The sequence below is a fragment of the Candidatus Amarobacter glycogenicus genome (assembly GCF_016704105.1).
Classification (GTDB): Bacteria; Chloroflexota; Dehalococcoidia; order Tepidiformales; family Tepidiformaceae; genus Amarobacter; species Amarobacter glycogenicus.
The window spans coordinates 46,363-69,027 of sequence record NZ_JADJAT010000002.1; the positions used below are offsets into that span (position 1 = coordinate 46,363).

At 64.3% G+C, this 22,665-nt stretch carries 18 protein-coding genes and 1 other RNA gene; 9 read left to right on the plus strand and 10 right to left on the minus strand.

Features of this window, described 5'->3' with window-relative positions; all coding sequences use genetic code 11:
• Positions 1–39: 39 nt before the first annotated feature.
• The 4 genes from ppsA to IPG14_RS04995 all read right to left on the minus strand — a co-directional run bounded on the left by ppsA (position 40) and on the right by IPG14_RS04995 (position 5,910).
• The gene (gene ppsA / locus IPG14_RS04980; protein ID WP_343391077.1) at positions 40–2,310 is read right to left on the minus strand and encodes a phosphoenolpyruvate synthase; all 2,271 of its coding nucleotides are present in this window, start codon (positions 2,308–2,310) and stop codon (positions 40–42) included.
• 142 nt (positions 2,311–2,452) lie between these two features.
• Complete coding sequence (gene glmS, locus IPG14_RS04985) at positions 2,453–4,303, minus strand: glutamine--fructose-6-phosphate transaminase (isomerizing) (protein WP_343391078.1); 1,851 nt, start codon at positions 4,301–4,303, stop codon at positions 2,453–2,455.
• 360 nt (positions 4,304–4,663) lie between these two features.
• Positions 4,664–4,969, minus strand: a complete 306-nt coding sequence (locus tag IPG14_RS04990; protein ID WP_343384470.1) for a hypothetical protein — start codon at positions 4,967–4,969, stop codon at positions 4,664–4,666.
• A gap of 38 nt (positions 4,970–5,007) precedes the next feature.
• Positions 5,008–5,910, minus strand: a complete 903-nt coding sequence (locus IPG14_RS04995) for a deoxyribonuclease IV (protein ID WP_343391079.1) — start codon at positions 5,908–5,910, stop codon at positions 5,008–5,010.
• Between the two features lie 129 nt (positions 5,911–6,039).
• Between IPG14_RS04995 and IPG14_RS05000 the strand changes: the two genes are divergently transcribed.
• Together IPG14_RS05000 and IPG14_RS05005 are read left to right on the plus strand one after the other, a co-directional pair.
• The gene (locus IPG14_RS05000; RefSeq protein WP_343391080.1) at positions 6,040–7,239 is read left to right on the plus strand and encodes a CoA transferase; all 1,200 of its coding nucleotides are present in this window, start codon (positions 6,040–6,042) and stop codon (positions 7,237–7,239) included.
• 10 nt (positions 7,240–7,249) lie between these two features.
• Positions 7,250–8,017, plus strand: a complete 768-nt coding sequence (locus IPG14_RS05005) for a 3-oxoacyl-ACP reductase family protein (protein WP_343391081.1) — start codon at positions 7,250–7,252, stop codon at positions 8,015–8,017.
• On the opposite strand, the gene IPG14_RS05010 is transcribed toward IPG14_RS05005, so the two are convergent.
• Entirely contained in the window at positions 8,014–8,925 is a 912-nt protein-coding gene (locus tag IPG14_RS05010) for an SMP-30/gluconolactonase/LRE family protein (RefSeq protein WP_343391082.1), read from the minus strand. The two genes, IPG14_RS05005 and IPG14_RS05010, sit on opposite strands and share 4 nt — an antisense overlap.
• Before the next feature lie 116 nt (positions 8,926–9,041).
• Here IPG14_RS05010 and IPG14_RS05015 point away from each other — a divergent pair, with 116 nt between their 5' ends.
• The 5 genes from IPG14_RS05015 (at position 9,042) to IPG14_RS05035 (ending at position 13,904) form a co-directional block, all read left to right on the plus strand.
• The gene (locus tag IPG14_RS05015) at positions 9,042–9,350 is read left to right on the plus strand and encodes a metal-sensing transcriptional repressor (RefSeq protein WP_343384465.1); all 309 of its coding nucleotides are present in this window, start codon (positions 9,042–9,044) and stop codon (positions 9,348–9,350) included.
• Complete coding sequence (locus IPG14_RS05020; RefSeq protein WP_343384464.1) at positions 9,343–9,552, plus strand: cation transporter; 210 nt, start codon at positions 9,343–9,345, stop codon at positions 9,550–9,552. Before IPG14_RS05015 ends, IPG14_RS05020 begins: the two co-directional genes overlap by 8 nt.
• A 32-nt stretch (positions 9,553–9,584) precedes the next feature.
• Positions 9,585–11,957, plus strand: a complete 2,373-nt coding sequence (locus tag IPG14_RS05025; RefSeq protein WP_343391083.1) for a heavy metal translocating P-type ATPase — start codon at positions 9,585–9,587, stop codon at positions 11,955–11,957.
• A gap of 73 nt (positions 11,958–12,030) precedes the next feature.
• Positions 12,031–13,197 (plus strand): (E)-4-hydroxy-3-methylbut-2-enyl-diphosphate synthase, encoded by a 1,167-nt coding sequence (gene ispG, locus IPG14_RS05030; protein ID WP_343391084.1) that lies wholly within the window; start codon positions 12,031–12,033, stop codon positions 13,195–13,197.
• Positions 13,194–13,904, plus strand: a complete 711-nt coding sequence (locus IPG14_RS05035; protein WP_343391085.1) for an MOSC N-terminal beta barrel domain-containing protein — start codon at positions 13,194–13,196, stop codon at positions 13,902–13,904. Before ispG ends, IPG14_RS05035 begins: the two co-directional genes overlap by 4 nt.
• 81 nt (positions 13,905–13,985) lie before the next feature.
• Here IPG14_RS05035 and IPG14_RS05040 read toward each other — a convergent pair whose 3' ends face one another.
• A complete protein-coding gene (locus IPG14_RS05040; protein ID WP_343391086.1) occupies positions 13,986–15,713 on the minus strand; it encodes an FGLLP motif-containing membrane protein in 1,728 nt (575 codons plus the stop codon).
• A 270-nt stretch (positions 15,714–15,983) separates the two neighbouring features.
• Between IPG14_RS05040 and IPG14_RS05045 the strand changes: the two genes are divergently transcribed.
• Complete coding sequence (locus IPG14_RS05045; RefSeq protein WP_343391087.1) at positions 15,984–16,943, plus strand: LLM class F420-dependent oxidoreductase; 960 nt, start codon at positions 15,984–15,986, stop codon at positions 16,941–16,943.
• A gap of 1,058 nt (positions 16,944–18,001) precedes the next feature.
• Here the strand turns inward: IPG14_RS05045 and ssrA are convergent.
• From ssrA to IPG14_RS05065, 4 genes are all read right to left on the minus strand, one after another.
• Positions 18,002–18,366, minus strand: a transfer-messenger RNA (tmRNA) gene (gene ssrA / locus IPG14_RS05050).
• 34 nt (positions 18,367–18,400) lie between these two features.
• Complete coding sequence (smpB, locus tag IPG14_RS05055) at positions 18,401–18,853, minus strand: SsrA-binding protein SmpB (RefSeq protein WP_343391088.1); 453 nt, start codon at positions 18,851–18,853, stop codon at positions 18,401–18,403.
• Between the two features lie 74 nt (positions 18,854–18,927).
• The gene (locus IPG14_RS05060; protein WP_343384456.1) at positions 18,928–20,250 is read right to left on the minus strand and encodes a S41 family peptidase; all 1,323 of its coding nucleotides are present in this window, start codon (positions 20,248–20,250) and stop codon (positions 18,928–18,930) included.
• Between the two features lie 104 nt (positions 20,251–20,354).
• Positions 20,355–21,473: a hypothetical protein gene (locus tag IPG14_RS05065; RefSeq protein ID WP_343391089.1), complete on the minus strand. Its 1,119-nt coding sequence runs from the start codon at positions 21,471–21,473 to the stop codon at positions 20,355–20,357.
• Positions 21,474–21,809: 336 nt separating this feature from the next.
• Here IPG14_RS05065 and IPG14_RS05070 point away from each other — a divergent pair, with 336 nt between their 5' ends.
• Positions 21,810–22,544, plus strand: a complete 735-nt coding sequence (locus IPG14_RS05070) for a FliA/WhiG family RNA polymerase sigma factor (protein WP_343384454.1) — start codon at positions 21,810–21,812, stop codon at positions 22,542–22,544.
• Positions 22,545–22,665 lie beyond the last annotated feature (121 nt).

A 22,665-nucleotide genomic window follows, 5' to 3' on the forward strand; every position in this document is an offset into this window, starting at 1 on the left:
GTCGTGAACCCGTTGACAGCCCCGAGTCAGCGCTCCGCGTTACGGCTTCGGAGCGCGCCCAAGCTTTACTTCGGCGTTCGCGATGATCTCCCGGGTCCGATCGATCATGTCCGGGCTGACGCTCACGCTCGTGATTCCCCACTCGACGAGTTTCTCCGTGACCTCTGGGTAGACGCTGGGCGCCTGCCCGCAGATCGACGCCGTGATGCCCCGGCGTTTCGCAACCGTCACCGCGGTCTGGATCGCTGCCATCACGGCCTCGTTCCGTTCGTCGAACGTCTCGGCGAGCGCCTCGCTGTCGCGGTCGATCCCCAGCACGAGCTGGGTCAGGTCGTTGGACCCAATCGAAATGCCGTCGATACCAACGTCGATGAACCGGTCCAGGATGATCACGTTGGAAGGGACCTCGACCATCATCCAGAGCTTGAAGTCGTCGCCCCGGATCAGGCCGTGTTCAGCGAGGAGTTGCTTCACGCCCTTCAATTCGCTCGCCGTCCGGACGAACGGGACCATTACGTACAGGTTCTTGAACTCCCTGCGGACAGCCTTAATCGCTTCGACTTCGAGCTTGAAGATGTCCGGTTCGCGGATGTACCGGCTGGCCCCACGGTAGCCGATCATCGGGTTCTCTTCGGTTGCTTCATACTGGGCGCCGCCGCGCAGGTTTGCATACTCGTTCGTCTTGAAGTCGCTGAGCCGGTAGACGACCGGCCGCGGTGTGAACGAGCGGCAGAACTCGCGGATGCCCTCGGCGAGCTGGCGCGTGTACTCCGCCCCGTTTCCCTCTTCGATGAACTTGCGCGGGTGCGTGCCTATTTGCGCCACGATGAACTCGGCGCGAAGGAGCCCAACTCCGTCCACGCTCCGCTGAGCGACGCGCTCGGCCAGCTCCGGCTCGGCGAGGTTCACGTAGAGCCGCGTCGTGGTCTTGAGCGCTGAAGCCGCGGCGTACTTCACCTTCTGCCGCTCGTACCAGGCCAGTCGGGCCTCGGCACGGCCGGCGTAGACCTTGCCGTCCGACCCGTCCACCGTGACTTCCCGGTCGACCTCGAGGGCGGTTGTCGCGTTGTGGGCGCCAACCACGCACGGGATTCCCAGCTCACGGCTGACGATCGCGGCATGACACGTCCGGCCGCCCCGCTCGGTGATGATGGCGGAAGCACGCTTCATCGCCGGGACGAAGTCGGGCGTCGTCATCTCAGAGACCAGGACATCCCCAGGCCTGACCATGTCGATGTCCCGAGGGTCGTGCACCACGCGGATGGTCCCGACGCCAACGCCGGGGCTCGCAGGCTGTCCGCTGAGCAGCACGGCGGCTACCTCGGCCTCCCCCACATCCTGGTCGTCGTGGCCCGCCTTCATCGTGGTCACAGGGCGTGCCTGCGTCAGGTAGAACTTGCCGTCTTCGTAGGCCCACTCGATGTCCTGGTGGTGCCCGTAGTGCTCCTCGACGGAACGCCCGATGCGGGCGAGTTCCACGATCTCCGCGTTCGTGAGTTTTTGCGCTTCGCGAAGGTTTTCCTGCACGTCCATCCAGGAGTTCGCACCCTCGTGGCCGCCGTCCGAGCCCTGGGTCTTCGCGATCATCCGGGGCTGCGCGACAACGGTCGTATCGAGGATCTGCAGGGATTCTTTGTCCACGAGGTAGAGGTCCGGCGAGATCTCGCCGGACACGATTCCCTCGCCGAGGCCGTAAACGGCTTCGATCGTGATCTTCGTCGCGTCCGATGTCACCGGTTCAACGGTAAACATAACGCCGGACTTCTGAGACTGGACCATGCGCTGCACGGGGACGGCGAGGCCGACCTTTGTGTGGTCGTAGCCCGCTTCTTCGCGGTAGAAGATCGCCCGGCCCTCGAACAGCGAAGCCCAGCAGGCCTGGACGGCTTTGACGACGTTTTCCGGGCCGACAACGTTCAGGAACGTGCTCTGCTGGCCGGCGAAGCTCGCTTCGGGAAGGTCCTCGGCGGTGGCTGAGCTGCGCACCGCAACGGCCCCTTCGCCGAGTTCGCGGTAGGCGTCCATGATTTCCTCTGCCATATGCCGCGGCATCGGAGCCTCGATGATCCTCTGGCGGATTAACGCCGCCCGCTCGTTGAGTTGGCGCGAGTCGTGGACATCGAGCCCAAACAGGTCCTTCTTGATGAGCGGCTCGAGGGCGTTGATCTGGATGAATCGAAAATACGTGTCGGCCGTCACGACGAATCCCGGGGGCACCGGAATCGAGGCGCGCGTGAGTTCTCCGAGGTTGGCGCCTTTGCCACCGACGAGGCCGAGATCGTCCCGGCCCACCTCGGAAAACCAAACCACCGAACGAGTCAAGCTAACCAATCTGCCTATACCTCCGGGGCTTCCGCATAGCGCAGACCGATGACTTCGGTCGCCGCATTATAGCCCGCTGGCGGGGATGCACACCCCCGCCAGCGGGAAATATTTCACGCTTAACGAAGGACTATTCCACAGTCACCGTTTTCGCGAGGTTCCTTGGCTGGTCCACATCGCAGCCCCGATGGACGGCCACGTAGTACGCCAACAGCTGGAGCGGGATCGATGCGACGATTGGTTCGAGAAGCTCCGAAACCTCCGGGATCGTGACCACCCCATCTGCGAGTCTCGCCAGTTCATCGTCGCCCTCCGTGACGATGGCGAGGACCTTACCGCCGCGGGCCTGGACCTGCTCGACGTTCGAAATCATCTTCGAACGCAACGCATGCTTCGTCGCGATGGCGATCGTCGGGAATGACGGGTCGATGAGCGCTATCGGGCCGTGCTTCATCTCGCCGGCGGCATAGCCCTCGGCGTGGATGTAGGAAATCTCCTTCATCTTGAGCGCACCCTCGAGTGCCGCCGGATACGCCAGCGCCCGGCCGAGGAAGAGGAGGTGTTGAGTCGTGGCGTAGTCGTTCGCTAGGCGCTGGTATCGCTTCGCGTCCGCGAGTACCCGTGCGACTGCGTCGGGCACCTTCGCTAGCTCGGCCAAACGGCGGCGTACCTCATCGGCTGAAAGCCTCCCTTTCGCCTGGCCTAGCTTCAGCGCCAGCGCATACAGGGCGACCACGGCGGCCGTGAAGCACTTGGTACTCGCGACGCCGCGTTCGAGCCCGGCCCGTGTGTAGACCGCCCCCTCCGCAACTCGAGCCGTCTGCGCGCCCTCGGTGTTGCAGATGGTCACCTGGAGGGCGCCTTTCGCACCGGCGATCGCCATCGCCTCCAGGACGTCCACCGTTTCGCCGGACTGGCTCACGGAAACCACCAGGGTCTCCGGGCCCAGTACCGGGTCGCGGTAACGGAATTCGCTGCCGTTGTCGGTTTCCGCAGGCACGCCCGCGAACTGCTCGAAGTAGTGTCTGCCGATCATCGCCGCGTGAAGTGAAGTCCCCATCCCGATAAGCACGACGCGCTGCACCCCTGCGAGTCGCTCAGCGGCGGCGCCGAGGTCGTTGAGATACAGCTCCGCAGGTTCGAGTGTCGCGAGACTCCAGATGGTGTCCGAAAGCGCTTCGGGCTGCTCCATGATCTCTTTGAGCATGAAGTGCTGGTAGTCGCCCTTCAGGGCACTCACCGGGTCGATCGGGATCCGTTTCACCGGGACTTGAAGCGCTTCTCCTGCGACGTTCACGAAGCTGGCGCCCAGCTTGTCGATGCGGGCGAACTGGCCGTCCGCCAGGAAGGCGACACGCTGCGTTACGGGAAGGACCGCGGCGAGGTCGCTCGCAAGTACCATCTCACCTTCGCCATAGCCGATGACCACGCCGCCGGCATTGCCGAGTCGCGCGGCCACCATCACCCCCGCCTCGTCCGGGGACATCGCGACAATGGCCTGCGAACCGGCCAGTAGGCCGGCGCTGCCGCGCAGCGCATCGAGGAGGGACTCCCCAGCTTTCACCCGCTCCTCCATCAAGTGGGCGATCGTCTCGGTGTCCGTCTCACTTCGGAACTGGTGTCCGCGCGCAACCAATTCCGAACGGAGCTCCGCGTAGTTCTCGACGATACCGTTGTGGATCACGACAACTTCGCCGCCACAGCTCAGGTGCGGGTGCGCGTTCTGGTCGCTCGGCTTGCCGTGTGTCGCCCAGCGAGTATGGCCGATGCCGGTCGTCGCGGCGCTGGCATCGGCACTGATCGCAGCTTCGAGATTGGCGATCTTCCCTTGCTTCTTCGTTACCGAAAGCGCTCCGGCTTCGCCCGGGTCGAGGACCGCGATGCCGGCGGAGTCGTACCCCCGGTACTCGAGGTCTTTGAGGGCGCGCAACAATACTGGGACGGCGGGCTTGTCGCCCGCGTAACCGACGATTCCACACATGGGAGGATTGGCTCCTTTGCCGTGGGCCCCGGAGGGCAAGGCGGCAGCACACAAGGCTCGCGCTCGGCGAGTCCACTACCGTTCCATGGGCATGGAGAGCGACAAGGGGACTGCAAGTCCCCTGGCACCTGGTGCACCTTTGTCAGCCGGTTGCCCGCGCTGGTTTGTGTGCTGCCTGCGGCCGTGCCTGCCGGGGGGCCATCCGCCGAATGTTTCGATACTGCCCCCGCCTCGTCGTCCTTCACCGCTGAAGGACCTGGCGCTTGCTACTGGCTCTCTGTGTGCTGTGTCCTGGCTTTTGGTGCGGCAGCCTCCGACTCGCGAGATTGCAGCGAGTGTCCGCCACCTCGCCGCATGAGGTCAACTTTCCGCGCGGGAAATGGAGGCGAAACCGAGAAAGTCGTCCTCCCATTCGAGGATCACTTTGATGAGCGCGGCGTCGAGCCCATATGGTTGCGCCACGATGCCGCGCATGCGGAACTCCTCCTCCAGCAGCGAGGCGATCTCGTCGAGAGGACGCGTATGGATGGCCAGTTCGCGCTCAGTCTCGAGGATGAGGTCGACCAGCTCACCGGACATCTGATAGCCGTCCTCCTGCAGTTGTTCCCAGACCCACTCGCCACACTCCGCCAGGAGCGCTCCCTGCAGTTTTCCAGTCGAAGCCATAGTTACCTCTGAAGTCGTCGCTTGTTCTCTTCCAAAGCCTACTTCGGCTTCTTCGTCGACGGAATCCTCGGGAGCTTCGGGCCGTCTATCGCCAGCTCCCTTCGAAGTTTCTTCAATCGCTGGACATTCTTCACGTCAGGTCCGGCCCCATCGAACCCGGGCACCTCAAGCAGGAACGGGACATCTCGGAAGGCCGGATGAGCCATGAGCGTCCGAAATCCGGCAAGACCGATGTGCCCTTCGCCGATGTTTTCATGCCGGTCTCGGAACGTCCCGATGGGCTGCTTCGTGTCGTTCGCGTGTACGGCCGCGAGCCGCGAGAAGCCGATTTCCCGCTCGAACTCCTCCATCGCGGACTGGCAGCCGTCCTCGGTCGCAAGGTCGTATCCCATGGAGAAGGCATGACACGTGTCGATGCAGACCGCTGCACGGGGGTGGTTGTCCATCGCCCGAATAAGCGCCCCGAGCTCTCCAAAGTGGCCGCCGATGCAATTGCCCTGGCCCGCGTTGTTCTCGAGGATGAGGAGCGAAGGGTTTGCTGGCTCGTCGTTCAGCACGTCGAGGAGCATCCCGCCGATGCGTCGCGCCATCGTGTCCGAGAACCCGGCGCCCAGGTGGCTCCCGACGTGGAAAATGGTGCCGGCCACACCCATGAGTCCCGCGAAATGCATGTACGATCTTAGCGAGGCCATCGAGCGCTCGAGCATTCCTTCATCCGGACTCCCGAAGTTCATCAAGTAGACGCCGTGGAAGAACGCGGGGAGCGCGTGCTTCTCCCGTGCCGCATTGAACGCGTCAATTTGTTCCCCGGTGCATGCCGGTAGCTTCCACTGCTGCGGCGCCGAAATGAACAGCTGGACGGCCTCGGCCCCAATGGCGCGCCCCCGTTCGAAAACGAGGTGGTGCCCCCCGGCACTCGAAACGTGCGCTCCAATACGCATGCTTGCTAACCCCCCACCGGCTGTTCAGGACACTATCACAGGCGCTCTTTGACCTCGTCGTCGTTGACAGCGCCACCGTGCGTTTCCAAGATTCCCGCCAGAGCGCCTGGTCGCTCAGGGAGGGCTTCTTTGTTTCCCGATGTCCCGAACACCGGGCTCCCGCTTTCGGGACTCACGGTAATCGACTGCACCATCTGGCAGCAGGGCACCTATGCCAGTGCCATGCTGGCCGACTTCGGTGCCAACGTCATCAAGATCGAAGGACCGGACTCGCCGGATCCCGGACGTGGTGTGAGCGACGCCTACTTCCAGAGCCACAATCGTAATAAGCGCGGCATCGTAGTCGACTTTAAGCACCCGGAGGGCCGCGAAACCGTCCTCCGTCTCGCCGAACAGGCAGATGTCTTCGTCCAGAACATGCGCCAGGGTGTCATGGACAAGCTCGGCCTCAACTACGCGGCCGTCAGCGGGCGAAACCCGAGCGTCATCTACGCCTCTGCCAGCGGCTATGGCTCCAAGGGCCCGCACCGAGAGTGGCCGGCGATGGACATCCTCGGACAGGCCCGCGGCGGTACGATGATGACGCAGGGCCCGCCCGACCTCCCGCCGATCTTCTCCTTCGGTGGCATGGCGGACCAGGTGGGCGCCATCTCCCTCTCCTACGGGATCCTCATCGCACTCTGGCACAGGGCCCGGACCGGCCAGGGTCAGCAAATCGATGCATCGCTCCTGGGCGGCCAGGTCATGCTCCAGTCGTTCAACATCACCGGGACCCTGTTTACCGGCGCCATTCCTCCGAGGCGCGCCCGCGCTCAGGCGGCGCCCATGTGGAACGTCTATCAGTGCAAGGATGGCGGCTGGATCGCCTTGAGCATGTCCCAGATCGGACGCTGGTGGAGGCCGTTCTGCGAGGGCATCGGACACCTCGATTGGCGAGATGACCCCCGCTACAACCGGCTTCCGGACCACTACGACCATCGCGAAGAGATCATTCGGAAGCTCGATGCGCTCTTCCTCGAAAAGGACCAGTGGGAGTGGGTCGAGTTCCTCTGCGGCCAGGGTCTGCCCTGCGCACCGGTCCAGGACTACGAACAGATCACCACGGATCCCCAGGTTGTCGCGAACGAATACATCGTGGAATACGACCACCCTTCCGGGGAGCGACGCAAGATTGTCGGTCCCGCCGTTCAGCTCGAAGCCAGTCCGGGTTCGATTCGCTCGGGAGCGCCTGAATTCGGCCAGCACACGGAAGAAGTACTCCTCGAATTTGGTTTCGCATGGGATGAGATCGAGCATCTCAAGACCTGCGGCGCCGTTGGCGCCAGGTGATGGACAGGCGATGAGTACCGGCCTGGCGGGAAAAGTGGCTTTGGTCACCGGCGGCGGCAGCGGCATCGGACAGGCAATCTGTCTCCGGCTCGCGGAGGAGGGCTCGCGCGTCGGCGTGGCGGACATCAGGCCCCAGTCCGCTGTGGAAACCGTCGCGTTGCGAGGTGAGCGGAGCGGTGAGCTGGTCGCAATCGAGTGCGACATAACGAACCTTCAGTCGGTGGCGGCCGCCGTGACTTCCCTTCTCGAACGCTGGGGGCGGATCGATGTCCTGGTGAACAACGCCGGCTGGGACAAGATCGAGCCGTTCCTCCAGACGACACCGGAAACCCGTGATCGTGTCATCGATATCAACCTTCGAGGTCCCATCAACTGCTTCTCGGCGGTTTTGCCCGTCATGGTCGAACAGCAGTCTGGGGCGGTGGTTTCCATCGCTTCGGATGCCGGGCGGGTCGGCTCCACCGGCGAAGCCGTTTACTCCGCCTGCAAGGCCGGCATCATCGGTTTCAGCAAGACCATCGCCCGCGAAATGGCCCGAAACGGTATCCGCGTGAACGTCGTTTGCCCGGGACCCACCGACACCGCTCTGTTGGCGGAGGTCACTTCCGGCGAAGGCGGTGCGAGGGTCATCGAATCGATGGTCCGGGGTATCCCAATGCGCAGGCTCGGGAAACCCGAAGACCTCGCCGGGGCAGTGGTCTACTTCGCCGGTGACGATTCCGCCTTCGTTACCGGGCAGGTGTTGAGCGTGAGTGGCGGCCTGACGATGGCAGGCTAGCGAGAACCGGGGACGGACCCTCGGACCAGGGTTTCGACCGCGTAGACGCTCGTCCCGGCGGTAAGGAAGAGCGTCGAGAAATCCGCTCCTCCGAAGGTCAGGTTGGCCGCATGCTCGTCCATCTCAAAGACTCCGAGATAGCTTCCTTCGGCTGTATGGACCGAGACGCCGCCTGCGCCCGTCGTCCATAACCGCCCGTCGCTGTCCACCTTCATGCCGTCGGGTGCTCCCCGCCGCGGGTCGTTTCGTTGGTCCACGAAGAGTGTTCTCGTCCCAGGCGAAAGGTCGGCTCCCACGGGATACCGCCAGATCAACCGCTCCTGCGAGTCTCCAACGTACAGCACGGACTCGTCGGGCGAGAACGCAAGGCCGTTCGGCTGGCTGAACCCTTCGGCGATCGTCAACTCCAGGGCCCCACCTGCCGCGATCCGGTACACCCCCTGGAAGTCGAGCTCTTGTGTCTGCCCTGGCGAACCGAAGGCCGGTACGCGGCCGGTGTCCATGCCGTACGTGGGGTCCGTGAAGAAGATCGCGCCGCTCGAATGCACCACGACGTCGTTTGGGCTATTCAGTCGTTTCCCGGCCCATGCGGTCGCCAGGGAGACTGTCTCCGACGGCCTCGCGTACTCGCCGCGTGAGACGCGCCTCCCGCCGTGTTCGCAGACCACGAGTCGCCCCGAGCCGTCGAGGGTCATCCCGTTCGACCAGCCACTTGGCTTCCGGTAGACATCGGCCTCGTCCCGGCCCGGACGCCATCGGTACATCGTGTTGCCGGGGATGTCACTGAACACCAGCGCGCTGTCGCTCGCGACCCAGATGGGCCCTTCGGTGAACCCGAATCCACCGCAGAGCTTTCGCTCATCGCCTTTGAGGAGACCGGAGATGCCGTTGTCGTCTTCGATTCGCATTGCGGACGGGATTCTGACACAACCTGGCATAGGCCCGAAAGGCAGCACGCCAGGGTCTTGCATCCCGCAGGGGACTGCGGCAGGATAGGGGGGTACCCTATTGAGGACATCACCAGATGACCCCTGAGACTCGCCGTCAGGCCCTTCGCCGCATGAAAATCATCAGCGGCCAGGTCCAGGCTCTTGAGAAACAGATCGAAGACGACCGCTATTGCATGGATGTCCTCGATCTCTCGCTCTCCATCCAGAAAGCCCTGCGCAGCCTGGACGGGCTCGTCATCGAGGGCCACCTCCGCACCCATGTCATCGAGATGATGACCGGCGGCGAGGAAGAGCGAGCTATCTCCGAACTTCTGCGGCTTTATCGGGTACAGGGCCCCGCTGAAGCAACACCCATCGCGAAAGGAAGTGCACAACATGGCTAAGACGATCGAACTCGAGATCACCGGGATGACCTGCGATCACTGCGTGAAGGCGGTCACCAATGCCCTCAAGGACGTCACCGGCGTTTCAGACGCTGTCGTCAGTCTCGAAAAGAAGCAAGCCACCGTAACGGCCGACCTCGTTGACCTCGGCGCGCTCATCGCGGCCGTCGAGGAAGAGGGCTACACCGCGGCTGCGCGGTAGCCTGCCCGCGCCACGGAAAGGGACCACACCCGATGGCCACAGCAGATCCCGCCGTCACGCTCGACATAACCGGGATGACCTGCGCCTCCTGCGTCCGACGAGTCGAACGCGCCCTGAGCAAGGTTCAGGGAGTCGAGACCGCCAGCGTCAATCTCGCAGCGGAGACGGCCCGCGTGACGTTCGCATCACCGGTTGCAGTCGGTGCGCTCGTCGCTGCCGTTGAAAAGGCGGGTTATGAGGCAGCTCCGTCGGCCGCGGGCAAAGACCGCCAGGCCGAGCGGGAGGCCCACGCCCGGTCTACCCTCGTTCAGTTGCTGTTCTTCGGCGCGCTCGCGGTCCCGACGATCATCCTGGCGATGGCAATGGACATCGCCGGCATGCACATCAACGATGACCCCCGGCTTCACGGCTGGATCGTGCTCGCTCTCGCGACGCCCATTCAGCTCGGCCTCGGCTGGCGGTTCTATCGGGGCGCCTGGGTCAGCCTTCGTCACCTGAACCCAAACATGGATGTGCTCGTCGCCATGGGAACGTCGGTGGCGTTCCTCTACAGCGCATGGGTCGTCCTCCGGGACAACCACAACCACATGTTCTTCGATGTCTCCGCCGCGGTGCTCGTCTTCATCACGATGGGCAAGTACTTCGAAGAAACCTCGAAAGGCGCGGCTTCGAGTGCAATTCGCTCACTCCTTGGCCTCAGCGCCCGTAATGCGACGATCCTCCGTGCCGGTGTCGAGACCGAAGTGCCAGTCGAACAGGTCGCTCGCGGCGACCTCCTCGTGGTCCGCCCCGGCCAGCGCATCCCGGTCGACGGCGTGGTCCGGGACGGTCACTCCACTGTCGACGAATCGATGCTGACCGGAGAATCGATTCCCGTCGAACGGAAGCCCGGCGACCATGTCATCGGCGGGACCATCAACCAGAACGGTGTCGTCACGTTTGAAGCCACCGCGGTCGGCGAGGACACCGCCCTCCGGCGAATGGCGAAGATGGTCGAGGATGCCCAGGGCTCGAAGGCACCCATCCAGAAGCTCGTTGACCAGGTCGCGGCGATATTCGTTCCGGCCGTCATCGTGCTCGCTGCCCTCACCTTCGTCGCCTGGGGATTCGTCGGCAGTGGCTGGCAGGATGGCATGGTCGCCGCGGTCGCCGTGCTGGTCGTCGCCTGCCCGTGCGCGCTCGGCCTCGCGACCCCTACCGCCATCATGGTTGGCACCGGGCTCGGGGCCGAACGCGGTATCCTCATCAAGAACGCCGAAGTCCTGGAACGGACTCGAAAGCTCGACGTGGTCGTCCTTGATAAGACCGGCACGCTGACCGAGGGGCGTCCCCAGGTGCTCGACATCGAGCCAATCGGCGACATCTCCCGCTCTGAATTGCTGCGCTTCGCCGCCGCCGCCGAATCCGGGAGCGAACACCCGCTCAGCCGCGCCGTCGTCGATGCTGCCGTCGATGCGAAGCTGGATCTGCCGCCCGTTTCAGAGTTCTCAGCCGTCACCGCGCGAGGCGTCCAGGCGATGGTCGAGGGCCGGCTGGTCATGGCCGGTAACCTGGCTTTCTTCGAAGAATCCGGGTTCGCACCGGGCAACGACATCGGCGCCCTGCTCGGGCGCCTCGAGTCCGCCGGGCGGACGGCGATTCTGGTCGCTCTCGATGGACGCATCGCTGGTGTCCTGGGCATCTTCGACGATGTCAAGCAAAACGCCCCGCGTGCAGTCGAAGCGCTTCAGAGCCAGGGACTGCGGGTCATCATGATGACCGGCGACAACCCCCTCGCCGCCGCAGCCGTCGCCAAACGTGCCGGGATTGCCGAGTACCGTGCCGGAGCGCGGCCGGTCGACAAGCTCGAGTTCGTCCGGGCGCTCCAGGCGGAGGGTCTCGCCGTCGCCATGGTCGGCGACGGCATCAACGATGCACCGGCCCTCGCCCAGGCAGACATCGGCATCGCGATGAGCACCGGGACCGACGTCGCTATCGAGACAGGAGACATAACGCTCCTGAACGGAGACGTCTCGAAAATAGCGGAGGCCATCGCCCTTTCTCGGTCCACCTTGAACACGATCCGCCAGAACCTCCTGTGGGCATTCGGCTACAACGTCGTAACGATCCCGATCGCGGCCCTCGGCCTGCTGAACCCCGTGCTTGCGGGCGCCGCGATGGCATTCAGTTCCGTGAGTGTGATGGCGAACAGCCTCCGCCTCCGGACGAAGGCCCGCGCTCTCGCCCGCGCCAGCGGAAATGAGTACTCGGCCTCGCGGGCGAACAGTCTCAGGGCCAGTCGCGGGCCTGTCCTGGCAATGTCCGCGGCGACGGCACTGCTCGTCCTGCCGCTCCTTGTTTTCACCGGTATCGACCGTGACTGGTTTGGCGGCGACGACGAACCCGAAGAACACACGGCCCATTGACCGTGGGTTCCCCCGCGCGCTGCTCGCTGTTGATAACGCCTGCCGCGGCGCGCACTGGTAGACTGATCCGTGTATGAAGCGAGCCAATTCCCGGCCGGTCCGTGCCGGCTCCGTTACCATCGGCGGCGGCCATCCCATCGTCGTCCAATCGATGTGCGCGACCCGCACCCAGGACATCGAAGCGACCGTCCACCAGGCGGAGATGATCCACAATGCGGGCGCCGGGCTCGTTCGCATTGCCGTCGACAACCCGAAGGATGTCGATGCCCTCGCCGTCATCCGCCAGCGGGTGCCCCAGGCCAACCTTGTGGTCGACCTGCAGGAGAACTACCGGCTGGTGACGCAGGTGGCGCCCCATGTCAACAAGGTCCGCTACAACCCCGGCCACCTCTATCACCACGAAAAGGACAAGCCGGTCCGGGACAAAGTCGCGCTCATTGCCCAGACGGCGGTGAAGCATGACCTCGCGCTACGCGTGGGAGTGAACTGCGGTTCGGTCGATCCCGCGATGGATGCGAAGTTCCAGGGCGCCGATCCCCCCGAACTCGATGGCGTCACAGCGATGGTCGAAAGCGCACTCGAGCACTGCCGGATCCTGGATGACCTGGGCTTCACGCGTTACGTGGTTTCGATGAAAGACAGCGACCCTCGCAAAGTCATCGAGGGCAACGTTCGCTTCGCTGCGGCCAGGCCGGATGTCCCGCTCCATCTCGGGGTGACCGAAGCCGGCATGCTCCCTGACGGCGTGATCAAGACACGGATCGCCTTCGAGCAGCTCCTCAGCCGCGGCATCGGTGACACCCTGCGGGTCTCGCTCACGCTGCCATTCGCCGACAAGTGGAAGGAAGTCGAAGCCGGGCTACAGATCATCGCCGACGTCGAGGCCGGCCGCTACCGATCGGTGCCCGTCTTCCAGGATCACGGCCTCAACATCATCAGTTGCCCGAGTTGCAGTCGAGTCGAGAACGAGGCGTTCGTGGACCTTGCCTTCAAGGTCAAAGAAATGTCGGTGTACGCCAAAGCTTACGACATAACGATCGCCATCATGGGCTGCCGCGTAAACGGCCCCGGCGAAACCGATGATGCGGACCTCGGCCTCTGGTGCGCGCCCACTTTCGTGAACCTGAAGAAAGGCGAACAGGAACTGGGCGCCTTCCCCTACGATGTCGTGCTCGACCGCCTGAAGGTCGAACTCGACGCGATTATTGAAAAGAAGAAGCTGGCAGGAGCGAACGCATGAGCATTGGCACCATCACCCACATCGCCCGTTACCCCGTGAAATCCATGCGTGGAGAGTCGCTCGACTCCGTCGACGTCGACTTCGTCGGCCTGCCGTTTGACCGCGCGTTCGCTTTCGTCCAGGAAGGCCTTTACACGTCATTTCCGTGGTTTACGGCGCGAGATTGCCCGCAGATGCTCCTTTGCCAGCCGGTTCTGAGCGGCGGTGCGTCACCGGAGCACAGACACAAGCCGCCAAGCGTGAACGTGGTTACCCCTGAGGGCGAGTTCGACCTGACCAGCCCGGAAATGAGGGCGAAACTGCAGGAGTGGTCGGGAAAGGCGCCGGCGCTGCGGACCGACTACCGCGGTTGCCAGGATGTCGCATACGTCTCGGTCATCTCCACCGCGACCATCCGCGCGCTCTCTGAGGCTGCCGGTGTCGAGGCCGACCACCGCCGTTTCCGCATGAACCTCATCGTCGAGATAGGCGACGAGCCGTTCGCTGAGAACGCATGGGCTGGCAAAGCTGTCACGATCGGCGGAGCCACCATCGCCGTCCACGAGCCGGACCGGCGCTGCAACATGATCACGCTCAGTCCCGAGACCGGCGAGTCCACTCCCGCGGTCCTGAAAAAGGCCGGCGAACTGAACAATGCCAACGCCGGGATGTACTGCTCGGTGCTCGTGGAAGGTCGTATCGCCGTTGGCGACTCCGTGACGCTCTAACGTATCGGCGAGGTCTCGGCAGGATGCGCTAGCATCTCGCCGGAGCCTAACTTCAAACGTAAATCGAGTGGCGAGATGGTGCTACGTCGCTGCGGCTGGGCCGCTCCGTCTCTGACGTACAGCGAAGAATGCCCACAGTGCAACGCCCGCCGCGGTGTAGACGACGAAAGCCACCAGCACCGACAACGAGCCGGCGGTGCGCAGGCTGTCGAAGTACGCACGCTGCGAATTCAGGAGTATGTGCCACGCCAGGAAGGCCGAAACGAGCGTCAACCCGACCCACACGCTGCGCCTCCAGCGGTAGATCTTCGCTCCGTCCATTACATCGAGCGGCATCAGGTTGATCAGCAGCCCCTCAAGTCCCCCGATGAAGACGATCACCGCGATTGCCTCCATGGTGTCGGAGAGAGCCGCGCCAGGGAGTGCCCGCACCGGCGTCACGAGGAGCCAGCACACGGTGCTGAGACCAAGGCATGCAGCAACCGGCACCGCCAGCGCCCTGCCCTCGTTCCGTTCATCACCAGCAGCCCCTCCGAGGACGACGCACGAAGCGGCAAACCCGTAAACCACCCCCGGCTGGAGGCCAAGCGCCCTGGACGCGACCACCGACAGCACGGCAACGGCAAGCGAAAGCGGATACGCCCGCACCTCGGCGATTGACCCCAGCGTGCGTTCACGCGACCACGCTTCAAGCCCCGAATACAGCAATCCGACGAGGCCAACACCCACGATGACGCTCACGAAAAGCACCGCGCTGGACCGGTTCAAGCCAAAGCCCGGGTCGAGGAATCCGTAAATGAACCCGGTCGCCACAAGAACCCCGGCCATGCTCGCTGCCCTGGGGACTTTCAGGCGTCTGGCGAAGGGCTTTCGTCCCCTCGCAATGCTGGTCCAGCGTCGCCACCAGCCGCTGATCTCCTCGCGGTGTTGCTGGGCGGTCTGGTTGAAGAGCACCGAACTAAAGAATACCCAGACGGTGACACCGGCGAGGATGAGATTGGTCGAAATGACCCCGGGGTCCGTCGAAACGTCGCCGGGGCCGGGCACCTCTCGTGCGACGCTCGGCCGGCTCGAATCCGATGGTCGAGCCGATGCGACGGCGGCAACCGCAGCCTGCGTTGGCGTCGAAGGCACCTGCGTCGGGACCGGCGGCACGGGGGTCGAAGTTGATGTCGGGGCCGGCGATTGGGGCGGAGTCGCCGGTGTGACCTCGCTGGTGGCTGCGGTCGTCGCAGCGGGAGACGTTGCCACTGGTGCGGGGGATGTCGCGGTTGGGTTTGGGGCGGTTGCTGCGGGAGTCGGCGGCGCCGGAGTGGCCGTCGCAGGGATCGGTGTAGCTGCTGCCGCTTCGACGTTCACGAAGACAACCAGCGGCGCGATCGGGCCGAGACCCTGGGCGTTGATTCGCCATACGACGGCGTAGTTACCCGGGGTCGTATACGTGTGCGAATGCTGTTGCCCGGGGAAGGAGTAGATATCGTCGCCGCAGCTAACGATGGCGAGGGGCTGCTCGGCACTCCCGTCGTTCCAATCCAGCGAGCTCGTGATCGGGGTGGACTCGATGGCGCTGTCGTTCAGTGAGATGACGACCTGCAACGGCGCCGGGCCCTGGACCGTCTGTCCTATTGGAGCCGGTGAGACAACGGTGGGAAACGGGATGTCGGCGCTGGCTGCACCCGTGCAGGCAGCCACCGCGGTCTCCATCCGCCCGAACGAAGCCACGCTGCCAAACGCCAGGACGAACACGGCAAGCCCAACCGCGCGGAGGGAAGCCCGGACGGGGGAACGGTCGAACCGCAGTCGTTCCATGCAGTGCCGGAAGGTATCCCTCCCCGTTGGGAATAGCAACACAAGACGCAAAGAGGAACCCCGGTTGGGGCCCCGTCGCGCCGGCAGCTCGGGTCGCGACAGGGCCTCGCGCGAGCCTTACCTCACCGCACAAATCCACTCGCTGCCGTTGGGAAGCCCGGCATCCCGTGGATCACCGGTCGCTGCGTCTTCAAGCTCATCAACGGGTAGGATGCGCTTCTAGAAAGCTGTGGGTGCTCGAAGATGGCTTCATATCGTCTAGAACTGGCCGTGTCCGGACGCGATCTTCTCCAACAGGCAGCGCTGATTGCCCACGCCGAACGGCGAGGACTCACTGGCGCCTGGGTGTCGGAAGTCAACGGGGCAGATGCCGTCACGCAGGCAGCGAGCGCCGTCGCAGTCACGACGACGATGCGCGTGGGAACGGCGATCATCCCCATCCAGACTCGGGACCCGCTCCTGGCCGCGATGACAGCCCAGTCACTCTCAGACCTCTCAGGAGGCCGCTTCGTGCTCGGCCTGGGCACCAGCACCAGCGTGATCGTTGAGGATTGGCATGGCCGCCCGTGGGGAAAGCCGCTGGCAGGTACCCGCGAGTACGTGAGCCTGGTCCGCCAGCTCCTCGCCGGGGAACGGGTTACCGCCGAGGGGGCGTTCCCCATGCGCCGCTCAAGCCTCGCCCGCCGGGGCCAAGGCTCGATACCGATCTACCTTGGCGCCCTCAACGACGGCATGCTGCGCCTCGCCGCCGAAATCGCGGATGGCGTCATCTTGAACTTCGTCAGCACCAGGCAGGTGAAACGGGCGGTGGACCTCATCCGGGCCACCCGCAGGGAACTCCACCTGGACGCACCGTTCGAGGTGGCAGTGTTCTTTCGAGCGACGGTTACGGACGACATCGCCCCGGTGCTGCCGCGCTATCAGCAGGAGATGCTGACGTACCTCATGTCGCCGGTCTACCAGAAGTTCTTCGGCGCCGACGGATGGGGTGAGCTTTGCGAGTCAACGGCCCGGCGCTGGACGACCGGCGAGCGTGAGTCTGCCCTGGCCAACATTCCGGCGACCTTCATCCAGGAGCGGGCCCTGGTCGGCTCGGCATCCGCGATCAAGGTCCAGCTGCCAGCCTACGCAGAAGCCGGGATGAATACCGCCTTCATCCTGCCGGTGCCGCCTCCGGGCGCCGATCACTTCGCCGGGAGTACCGCCATCGTCGACGCCCTGGCCGACTAGACCAACCGCCGCGGGCGGCCCGTTCCAGCCGCCACGAAAGTTCCGCAGGATCCGCTCCAGGGAAGGATCGGCCGGCGTCAATGCGCTCCCCGTCATCGTCCGGGAAAACGAAAGCCCGACCCCGGGTTCGTGCTCGCCGACGTCGATGTCGGCGCGACGCTCGGATCCGCGCCCACGTCCTCGAAGGCGCGCAGGAACAGCCGCGAACCACGGATCGGCCGTCGAGCTCGCGGGAACGAGGATTGCCAGCTGGCGGACGGCGAACCCGATGTAACATTCCGCCCGCTAACCCGAAGGGGCGAAGCCGATGACGTGGTTCAAACGAAAAGCTGGTTCCGACAAGAGCAGCGCGCGTGACCTACTGCTCCATCATCAGTTGATGACCGCGATGCACCAGTTTTGCACGGAGACATGGAACGACGCCCTCTGGCCGTCGGTCGGAAGCCGAACAGCGAACCGCCGGGTGATCGGGGCTCGATTCTGGCTACGCGGCGTAGTGGCCCCAACGAGAACGAAACGGCCGCGGCGTCTTCGCGATGGCCGGAAGCATTCAGCCGGCTACGGTCTTCGATCCGCGGGCCGATGCACGCCCGCTGGTGTGACCGAATCGCGCCCGCCACGGACTCCCTACCTGCGGCAGCCGACGATCTGGCTTTCACGGTTTGACCGGGTACTGATTGGAGTCGCGGAACTCCGGACGAGTGGAGCGGTCGAATTGGCTTGCTGCGCCGGATGCCTGGAGACAGCAGCGGGAATGAAGCCACCCAGCGCGTCGTCAGAAAGGTGGTCGCGGAGTGCCCTGGGCCTTCGTAAGTTCATCGGAGGACACCGGGTTGGACCAGGGCGACGACTTGTTGGCTACGGCGGTCGTCGCTGAACCAAGCCCGGGCCAGTTGACGACCTCGGCCCACTTTGAGCAGCGAATCCGGTCCGATGCTATCTGGAGCGCCGCTGGAGAACGCCCCGGTACTGTCGTTGCGAGGCGAACGACCGGGGAATTCTGGCCAGTGGGGGCCAAACTGGAACAGGCCAGGATCTCGGGCCCCAGATTCGAAAATTGGTGGAGACGCGGGAGAGTTGAACTCCCGGTCCAGCGAAGATCAGCTCCGAATTGTCCTACAGGCTTTCCCACCGATGGGGATCTCGCTGGGAAACTGCAGTGGTGGTCCCCACGTTTCCCAACCAGCCGATGATCTTTCGCGGGCGCTATCGGCGTGAGCCCACGGCATCCTGGCTTTAGTGACGCCCCTTCCCGACGCTACCAGGCCGGGCTTCGGGAGGGACGGCCTCTACAGGGTATTAAGCTGCGAGTGCGAGTTGGCGATTGTTGCCATTTGTTTTTGGCCGCCTGATTTACGAGGGTGACGCCCAACCTCGGCCTGCTATCCGGCTACCTAGCTCCCTGTCGATTCCCTTCGTCCCCGTGATACCTCAAGGATAGCACACCTGTTCGACGTTCACGCCCCCCGCCGCAAGGCCCGCTGCATGTCCAGCTTCTGGTCGTGCTCTTTCAATTTCTCGCGCTTGTCATAATGATGCAGGCCGCGCCCGACACCAATCTCCACCTTCGCCTTCCCGCGCTTGAAGTACATCGCCAGTGGGATGAGCGTGAAGCCTTTGCCCGCCATCAGCTCTTCGATCTTGCGGATCTCCTTCCTGTGCAGCAGGAGTTTGCGGTCCCGCACCGGGTCGTGGCCGGAATAGCCCGCGCTCGCGTACGGGGCGATGTGCGCATCCTGGAGCCAGAGTTCGCCATCCTTCACCCGGGCGTAGGCGCCCTGCAACTGGACACGATGCTCCCGGACGGACTTGATCTCCGATCCGGTTAGCACGATGCCCGCCTCGAACTTCGCGAGGAACTCGTAGTCATGCCGCGCGCGGCGGTTCTGGGCGATGGTCGAATCTGCCATAACGTTTCGCACGAAAACGGCCCCGCCATCTCGACGGGGCCGTTGAGGTGATGACTCCCAGTGTAGCGCCCGGGCTACTTCCCGTGGAGCAGGTCGATAGCCTTGAACATCTGGATGTCGCCCTGGTCCACGTACTCGTCGTACGTCATCGGCAGTTCGATGTCTGGCTTCACTCCGAGGCCCTCGATTTGATCGCCGTTCGGGGTGAGCCACCTCCCTACAGAGAGGTAGAGGGCGCCACAGCCGTCCGGGTCGCCGCAGTTCTTCAGCGGCTGAAGCTGGTTCACCGTGCCCTTGCCGAAGCTCCGCACACCAACGATCTGCGCTCGGCCGTTGTCACGAAGCGCTGCTGCCAGCACTTCAGCGCCGCTGGCGCTCCCGCCGTCCTGCAGGATGACGATCTTGATCTTCGTCGCCGACCCGCCCGGCTTCGCCGACCACGATTTCGACTTCCCGTTCGCATCGACCTCCGAGATGATCGTGCCCCCGGCCAGGAATTCGTCCGCAACGTCAACCGTCGCCTGGAGCAAGCCGCCCGGGTTTCCCCGGAGGTCAAGCACGAGGCCCTTGTATCCCTTGTTCTCGATACCGTTCAGCTTCGCCTTCAGCTCCTGGACCGTGCGGTCATGGAACTGCGAGATGTTGATGTAGGCGAGGTCCGTGACTTCTTTCCCGTCGCGATCCACCAGCTTCTCGCCGCTTTCCCCAGGGATGATCTCGATCCGGGGCTCGGAGTACACGCTCTCGATGGGGATGTTGCCGCGGGTGATCTTGATCGTCTCGATCGTCCCGTCGGTGTGCTTCACTTCCAGCGTGACCGGTGTGCCCTGCTGGCCCCTGATCTTCTGGACTGCCTGTTCGGAGGTCCAGCCTTCAGTCGATTCGCCATCGACCTTGAGGACGGTATCTCCCTGGCGGATGCCCGCTTTTTCCGCGGGCGAGTCCCTGAAGGGCGCGACGATAGTCACGACGCCGGTGGTATCGGAAACACTCGCTCCGATGCCGTCGTAGCTCGAATCCAGGCTGAGCGCGCCCGCCTTGAGTTCCGCCGGACTCAGGTATTCAGTGTGAGAGTCGTTGAGGGCCGCGATGATCCCGTCGATGGCCGCCTGCTGCAGCGTCTCCTCATCCAGGATCGACTTGTCGACATACTGGTTCTTCAGCAGGTCGACTATCTCATCGATGATTGCCGCACCAACGCTGGACCCCGCGGCGCCGGGGGCGGCAACGCCGTTCGAAGGCGCGGACTGGGAGCCCTCGTCGTGGCGGATGTCCTGGATGCCCCACGCCAGCCCAAAGGCCAGGGTGACCATCGCCAGGACAAGGAAGACGATGACGGCGTTTCGAGCGAGCCGCTCGCCGAGGCCGGGTTGCGGCTGTTCGCGTGGGATATCCATCAGTCTGGTGGGTGTCCTTTGAACCCCTCGCTGAGAGGGGGATGTTGCGAGTGTACAGGGGCAAATTCGGCGGCTTCAATTTCGCGAATTACCCCCCGTTTACCTCATGCCCGGTCGAACGCCAGCATCGTCGCCGCACCGAGGTTCTCCGGGAGCCCCCTGGTCCGGGTATCCCAGGCCCACGCGAAGTCCCCCTGGCCGCCGGAGAACGACGGGTGAGGTCCCTCGGTCAAGGTTCGACCGCAGATCCCAAACCACCGGCTATCGGCGGACCAGCACGGGTGCGAGACCGCGAATTGGTCGAAGAACCCGATCATCGTCGCGGTGTCTCGGGCCGGGATGAGCGACTCCATCGCACCCACGAACCGCCCCCGCGCGTCGTGCAGCCGCGCCTGGAAACGCCCGTCACCGCTGTAGGTGGGATGGAGCGTGATGATCTTTTCTCCGTTCGGCGCCCACCAGAAAGCCGCAAGGGGCCCCTTCACGAGTCGCCGGGCGCCTTCTTCCCCGGCGAGGGTGACGACTTCGCCGAAGATTCCGGACTCGGGAGACGTCGCGACAGCCACCGTCAGTTCTCCGCTCCCGGGACGAAACCCCAGCGCGACGCCGTTCGGGAACGAAGCCGCTCTTGCTGACTCTCCCTGTAGCCTGCTCGTCATAACATGAACTTGGCCGGCGTCGACCTCGGCCCAGGCGATGGATCCTCCATCGTCACGGACCGCGGGAGTCCGGAATCCCGTCGCGGTCGCCGATAGCATCCGCTGGTCGCCGCTCACCGCGTCGAAGGCCGTCAGGCTCGCGCCGTGGTGACACAGCAGCTGGCTGGTGCCCGGCACCCACGCTGGAAACAGCGGGGATGCGCTGAGGTGGGTGCGGAAACCGGTTTCGCCGCGCCGCCACGTCCGGAGCGAGAGTGCCTGGCCGTCGGGTACGACATAACACAAGACATCACCGCTATCAGCCCATGCCGCGTAGTGCGCCAGCCGCGGCCCGATCAGCGCCGCCGGCCGAGTGTCCGCCCCGGGCACCTCCAGGGCTCCCTCGCGAGCCGTGTGCTCCAGCCGGGTCTCGAGGTCGACCACCGAGGTGGTCCAACCTCCGTTCCCTGGCGACGCGGTGGGCCAACCACCCTCGAGCCGGTGCTCGTCCGTCCAGCCCGCCGTTTCATCGAAGCGGCGCACGATCACTCCCGAAGCCTGCCCCGCGGTTGCGACGGTCGTCATTCGACGCCGATTGTCCACTGCACCAGCCGGGGATGGCCAGAGGGGCGTCGCAGCACCGCGGTGGAACTTCGCACTATATCAGTTATGCAGTTCAGAACGGCCTGGGCCACCTGTAAGGGTTCACCCGCCTGTCACTCAGGGTTTTCCCTTATGTCCTGTCTTGTCACTCAACCATCACGGAGCCGTCACCGATCATGCGTTGTTCTGTCACCGGCCTGATCTGAACAATCGTCTCATCTGATCGACAACCAAGTCAGACCGGTTGCGGTCGGGGTACTTGTTCGGGGGAGCAAGAAAATGCAGTGGCCGTCCTCTAGTGGAGAACCCGTCCTTGAAGTGAGCGTCACGCCCAGCCGCCTGACGCTCGAAGAGCAGCAACAGCTCGTTATGCAATACGCACCCCTGGTGCGCCGCGTCGCCCGCTCGCTGCCACTCGAAATCCCTGGCCTTCTCGAATTCGAGGACGCTGTGGGGTACGGAACCTGCGGTCTCGTCGAGGCGGTCCGCCGGTACGACCCCTCGAAGGGCACGAACTTCCACGCCTACGCTGTCCAGCGCATTCGAGGGTCCATGATCGACGCCTTCCGGCGCATGGACCGCCTTAGCCGGACGATGCGCCAGAAGGCCCGCGACGTCCAGCGCGCACAGAGCGAGCTCGAGACGTTGCTCGGCCGGTCGCCCAACGAGCACGAAGCCGCTGCTCATCTCGGCATCTCGATCGACCAGTACCGCGACGCCAGTTCGAACTCGCGCTGGGTAACCGTGTCGTTGGACCGGATGCTCGAACGAGACGACGACGGCGACTCTTTCCCGGCGGCGGAAATGCCGACCGCAGACGAAGATATCGACTTCACGCGCTCATTCGAAGAGCGTGAGCTCTACGAAGATCTCGCTCGTTCGGTCCAGTCGCTTCCCGACCGTGAGCGACTGGTAGTGTCTCTCTATTATGTCGAGCATTTGACCATGAAGGACATTGCATCGGTCCTTTCGGTCTCTGAAACACGGGTCTCTCAGCTCCACGCCCAGGCGGTGAAGCGGCTTCGTCGCGCCCTTCTGCGCGAAGCCGCCTGAACGAGCCGGGCAAGCGCCTTCCTCTCCGCACTTCACGGCGCGCCCGGCTCCTTCGGCCGGGCGCTTTCGTGTGAGTTCCCGGTGCGGCCTGGCGCCGCGCGGAGTTCGCCACATTTGTGGC

Coding starts and splice junctions, on each gene's coding strand:
- glmS (WP_343391078.1), bottom strand. CDS start 4,303: ATGTGTGGAATCGTCGGTTACGCGGGCGACAAGCCCGCCGTCCCAGTA.
- IPG14_RS04990 (WP_343384470.1), bottom strand. CDS start 4,969: ATGGCTTCGACTGGAAAACTGCAGGGAGCGCTCCTGGCGGAGTGTGGC.
- IPG14_RS04995 (WP_343391079.1), bottom strand. CDS start 5,910: ATGCGTATTGGAGCGCACGTTTCGAGTGCCGGGGGGCACCACCTCGTT.
- IPG14_RS05005 (WP_343391081.1), top strand. CDS start 7,250: ATGAGTACCGGCCTGGCGGGAAAAGTGGCTTTGGTCACCGGCGGCGGC.
- IPG14_RS05010 (WP_343391082.1), bottom strand. CDS start 8,925: ATGCGAATCGAAGACGACAACGGCATCTCCGGTCTCCTCAAAGGCGAT.
- IPG14_RS05015 (WP_343384465.1), top strand. CDS start 9,042: ATGACCCCTGAGACTCGCCGTCAGGCCCTTCGCCGCATGAAAATCATC.
- IPG14_RS05020 (WP_343384464.1), top strand. CDS start 9,343: ATGGCTAAGACGATCGAACTCGAGATCACCGGGATGACCTGCGATCAC.
- IPG14_RS05025 (WP_343391083.1), top strand. CDS start 9,585: ATGGCCACAGCAGATCCCGCCGTCACGCTCGACATAACCGGGATGACC.
- ispG (WP_343391084.1), top strand. CDS start 12,031: ATGAAGCGAGCCAATTCCCGGCCGGTCCGTGCCGGCTCCGTTACCATC.
- IPG14_RS05035 (WP_343391085.1), top strand. CDS start 13,194: ATGAGCATTGGCACCATCACCCACATCGCCCGTTACCCCGTGAAATCC.
- IPG14_RS05040 (WP_343391086.1), bottom strand. CDS start 15,713: ATGGAACGACTGCGGTTCGACCGTTCCCCCGTCCGGGCTTCCCTCCGC.
- smpB (WP_343391088.1), bottom strand. CDS start 18,853: ATGGCAGATTCGACCATCGCCCAGAACCGCCGCGCGCGGCATGACTAC.
- IPG14_RS05060 (WP_343384456.1), bottom strand. CDS start 20,250: ATGGATATCCCACGCGAACAGCCGCAACCCGGCCTCGGCGAGCGGCTC.
- IPG14_RS05065 (WP_343391089.1), bottom strand. CDS start 21,473: ATGACGACCGTCGCAACCGCGGGGCAGGCTTCGGGAGTGATCGTGCGC.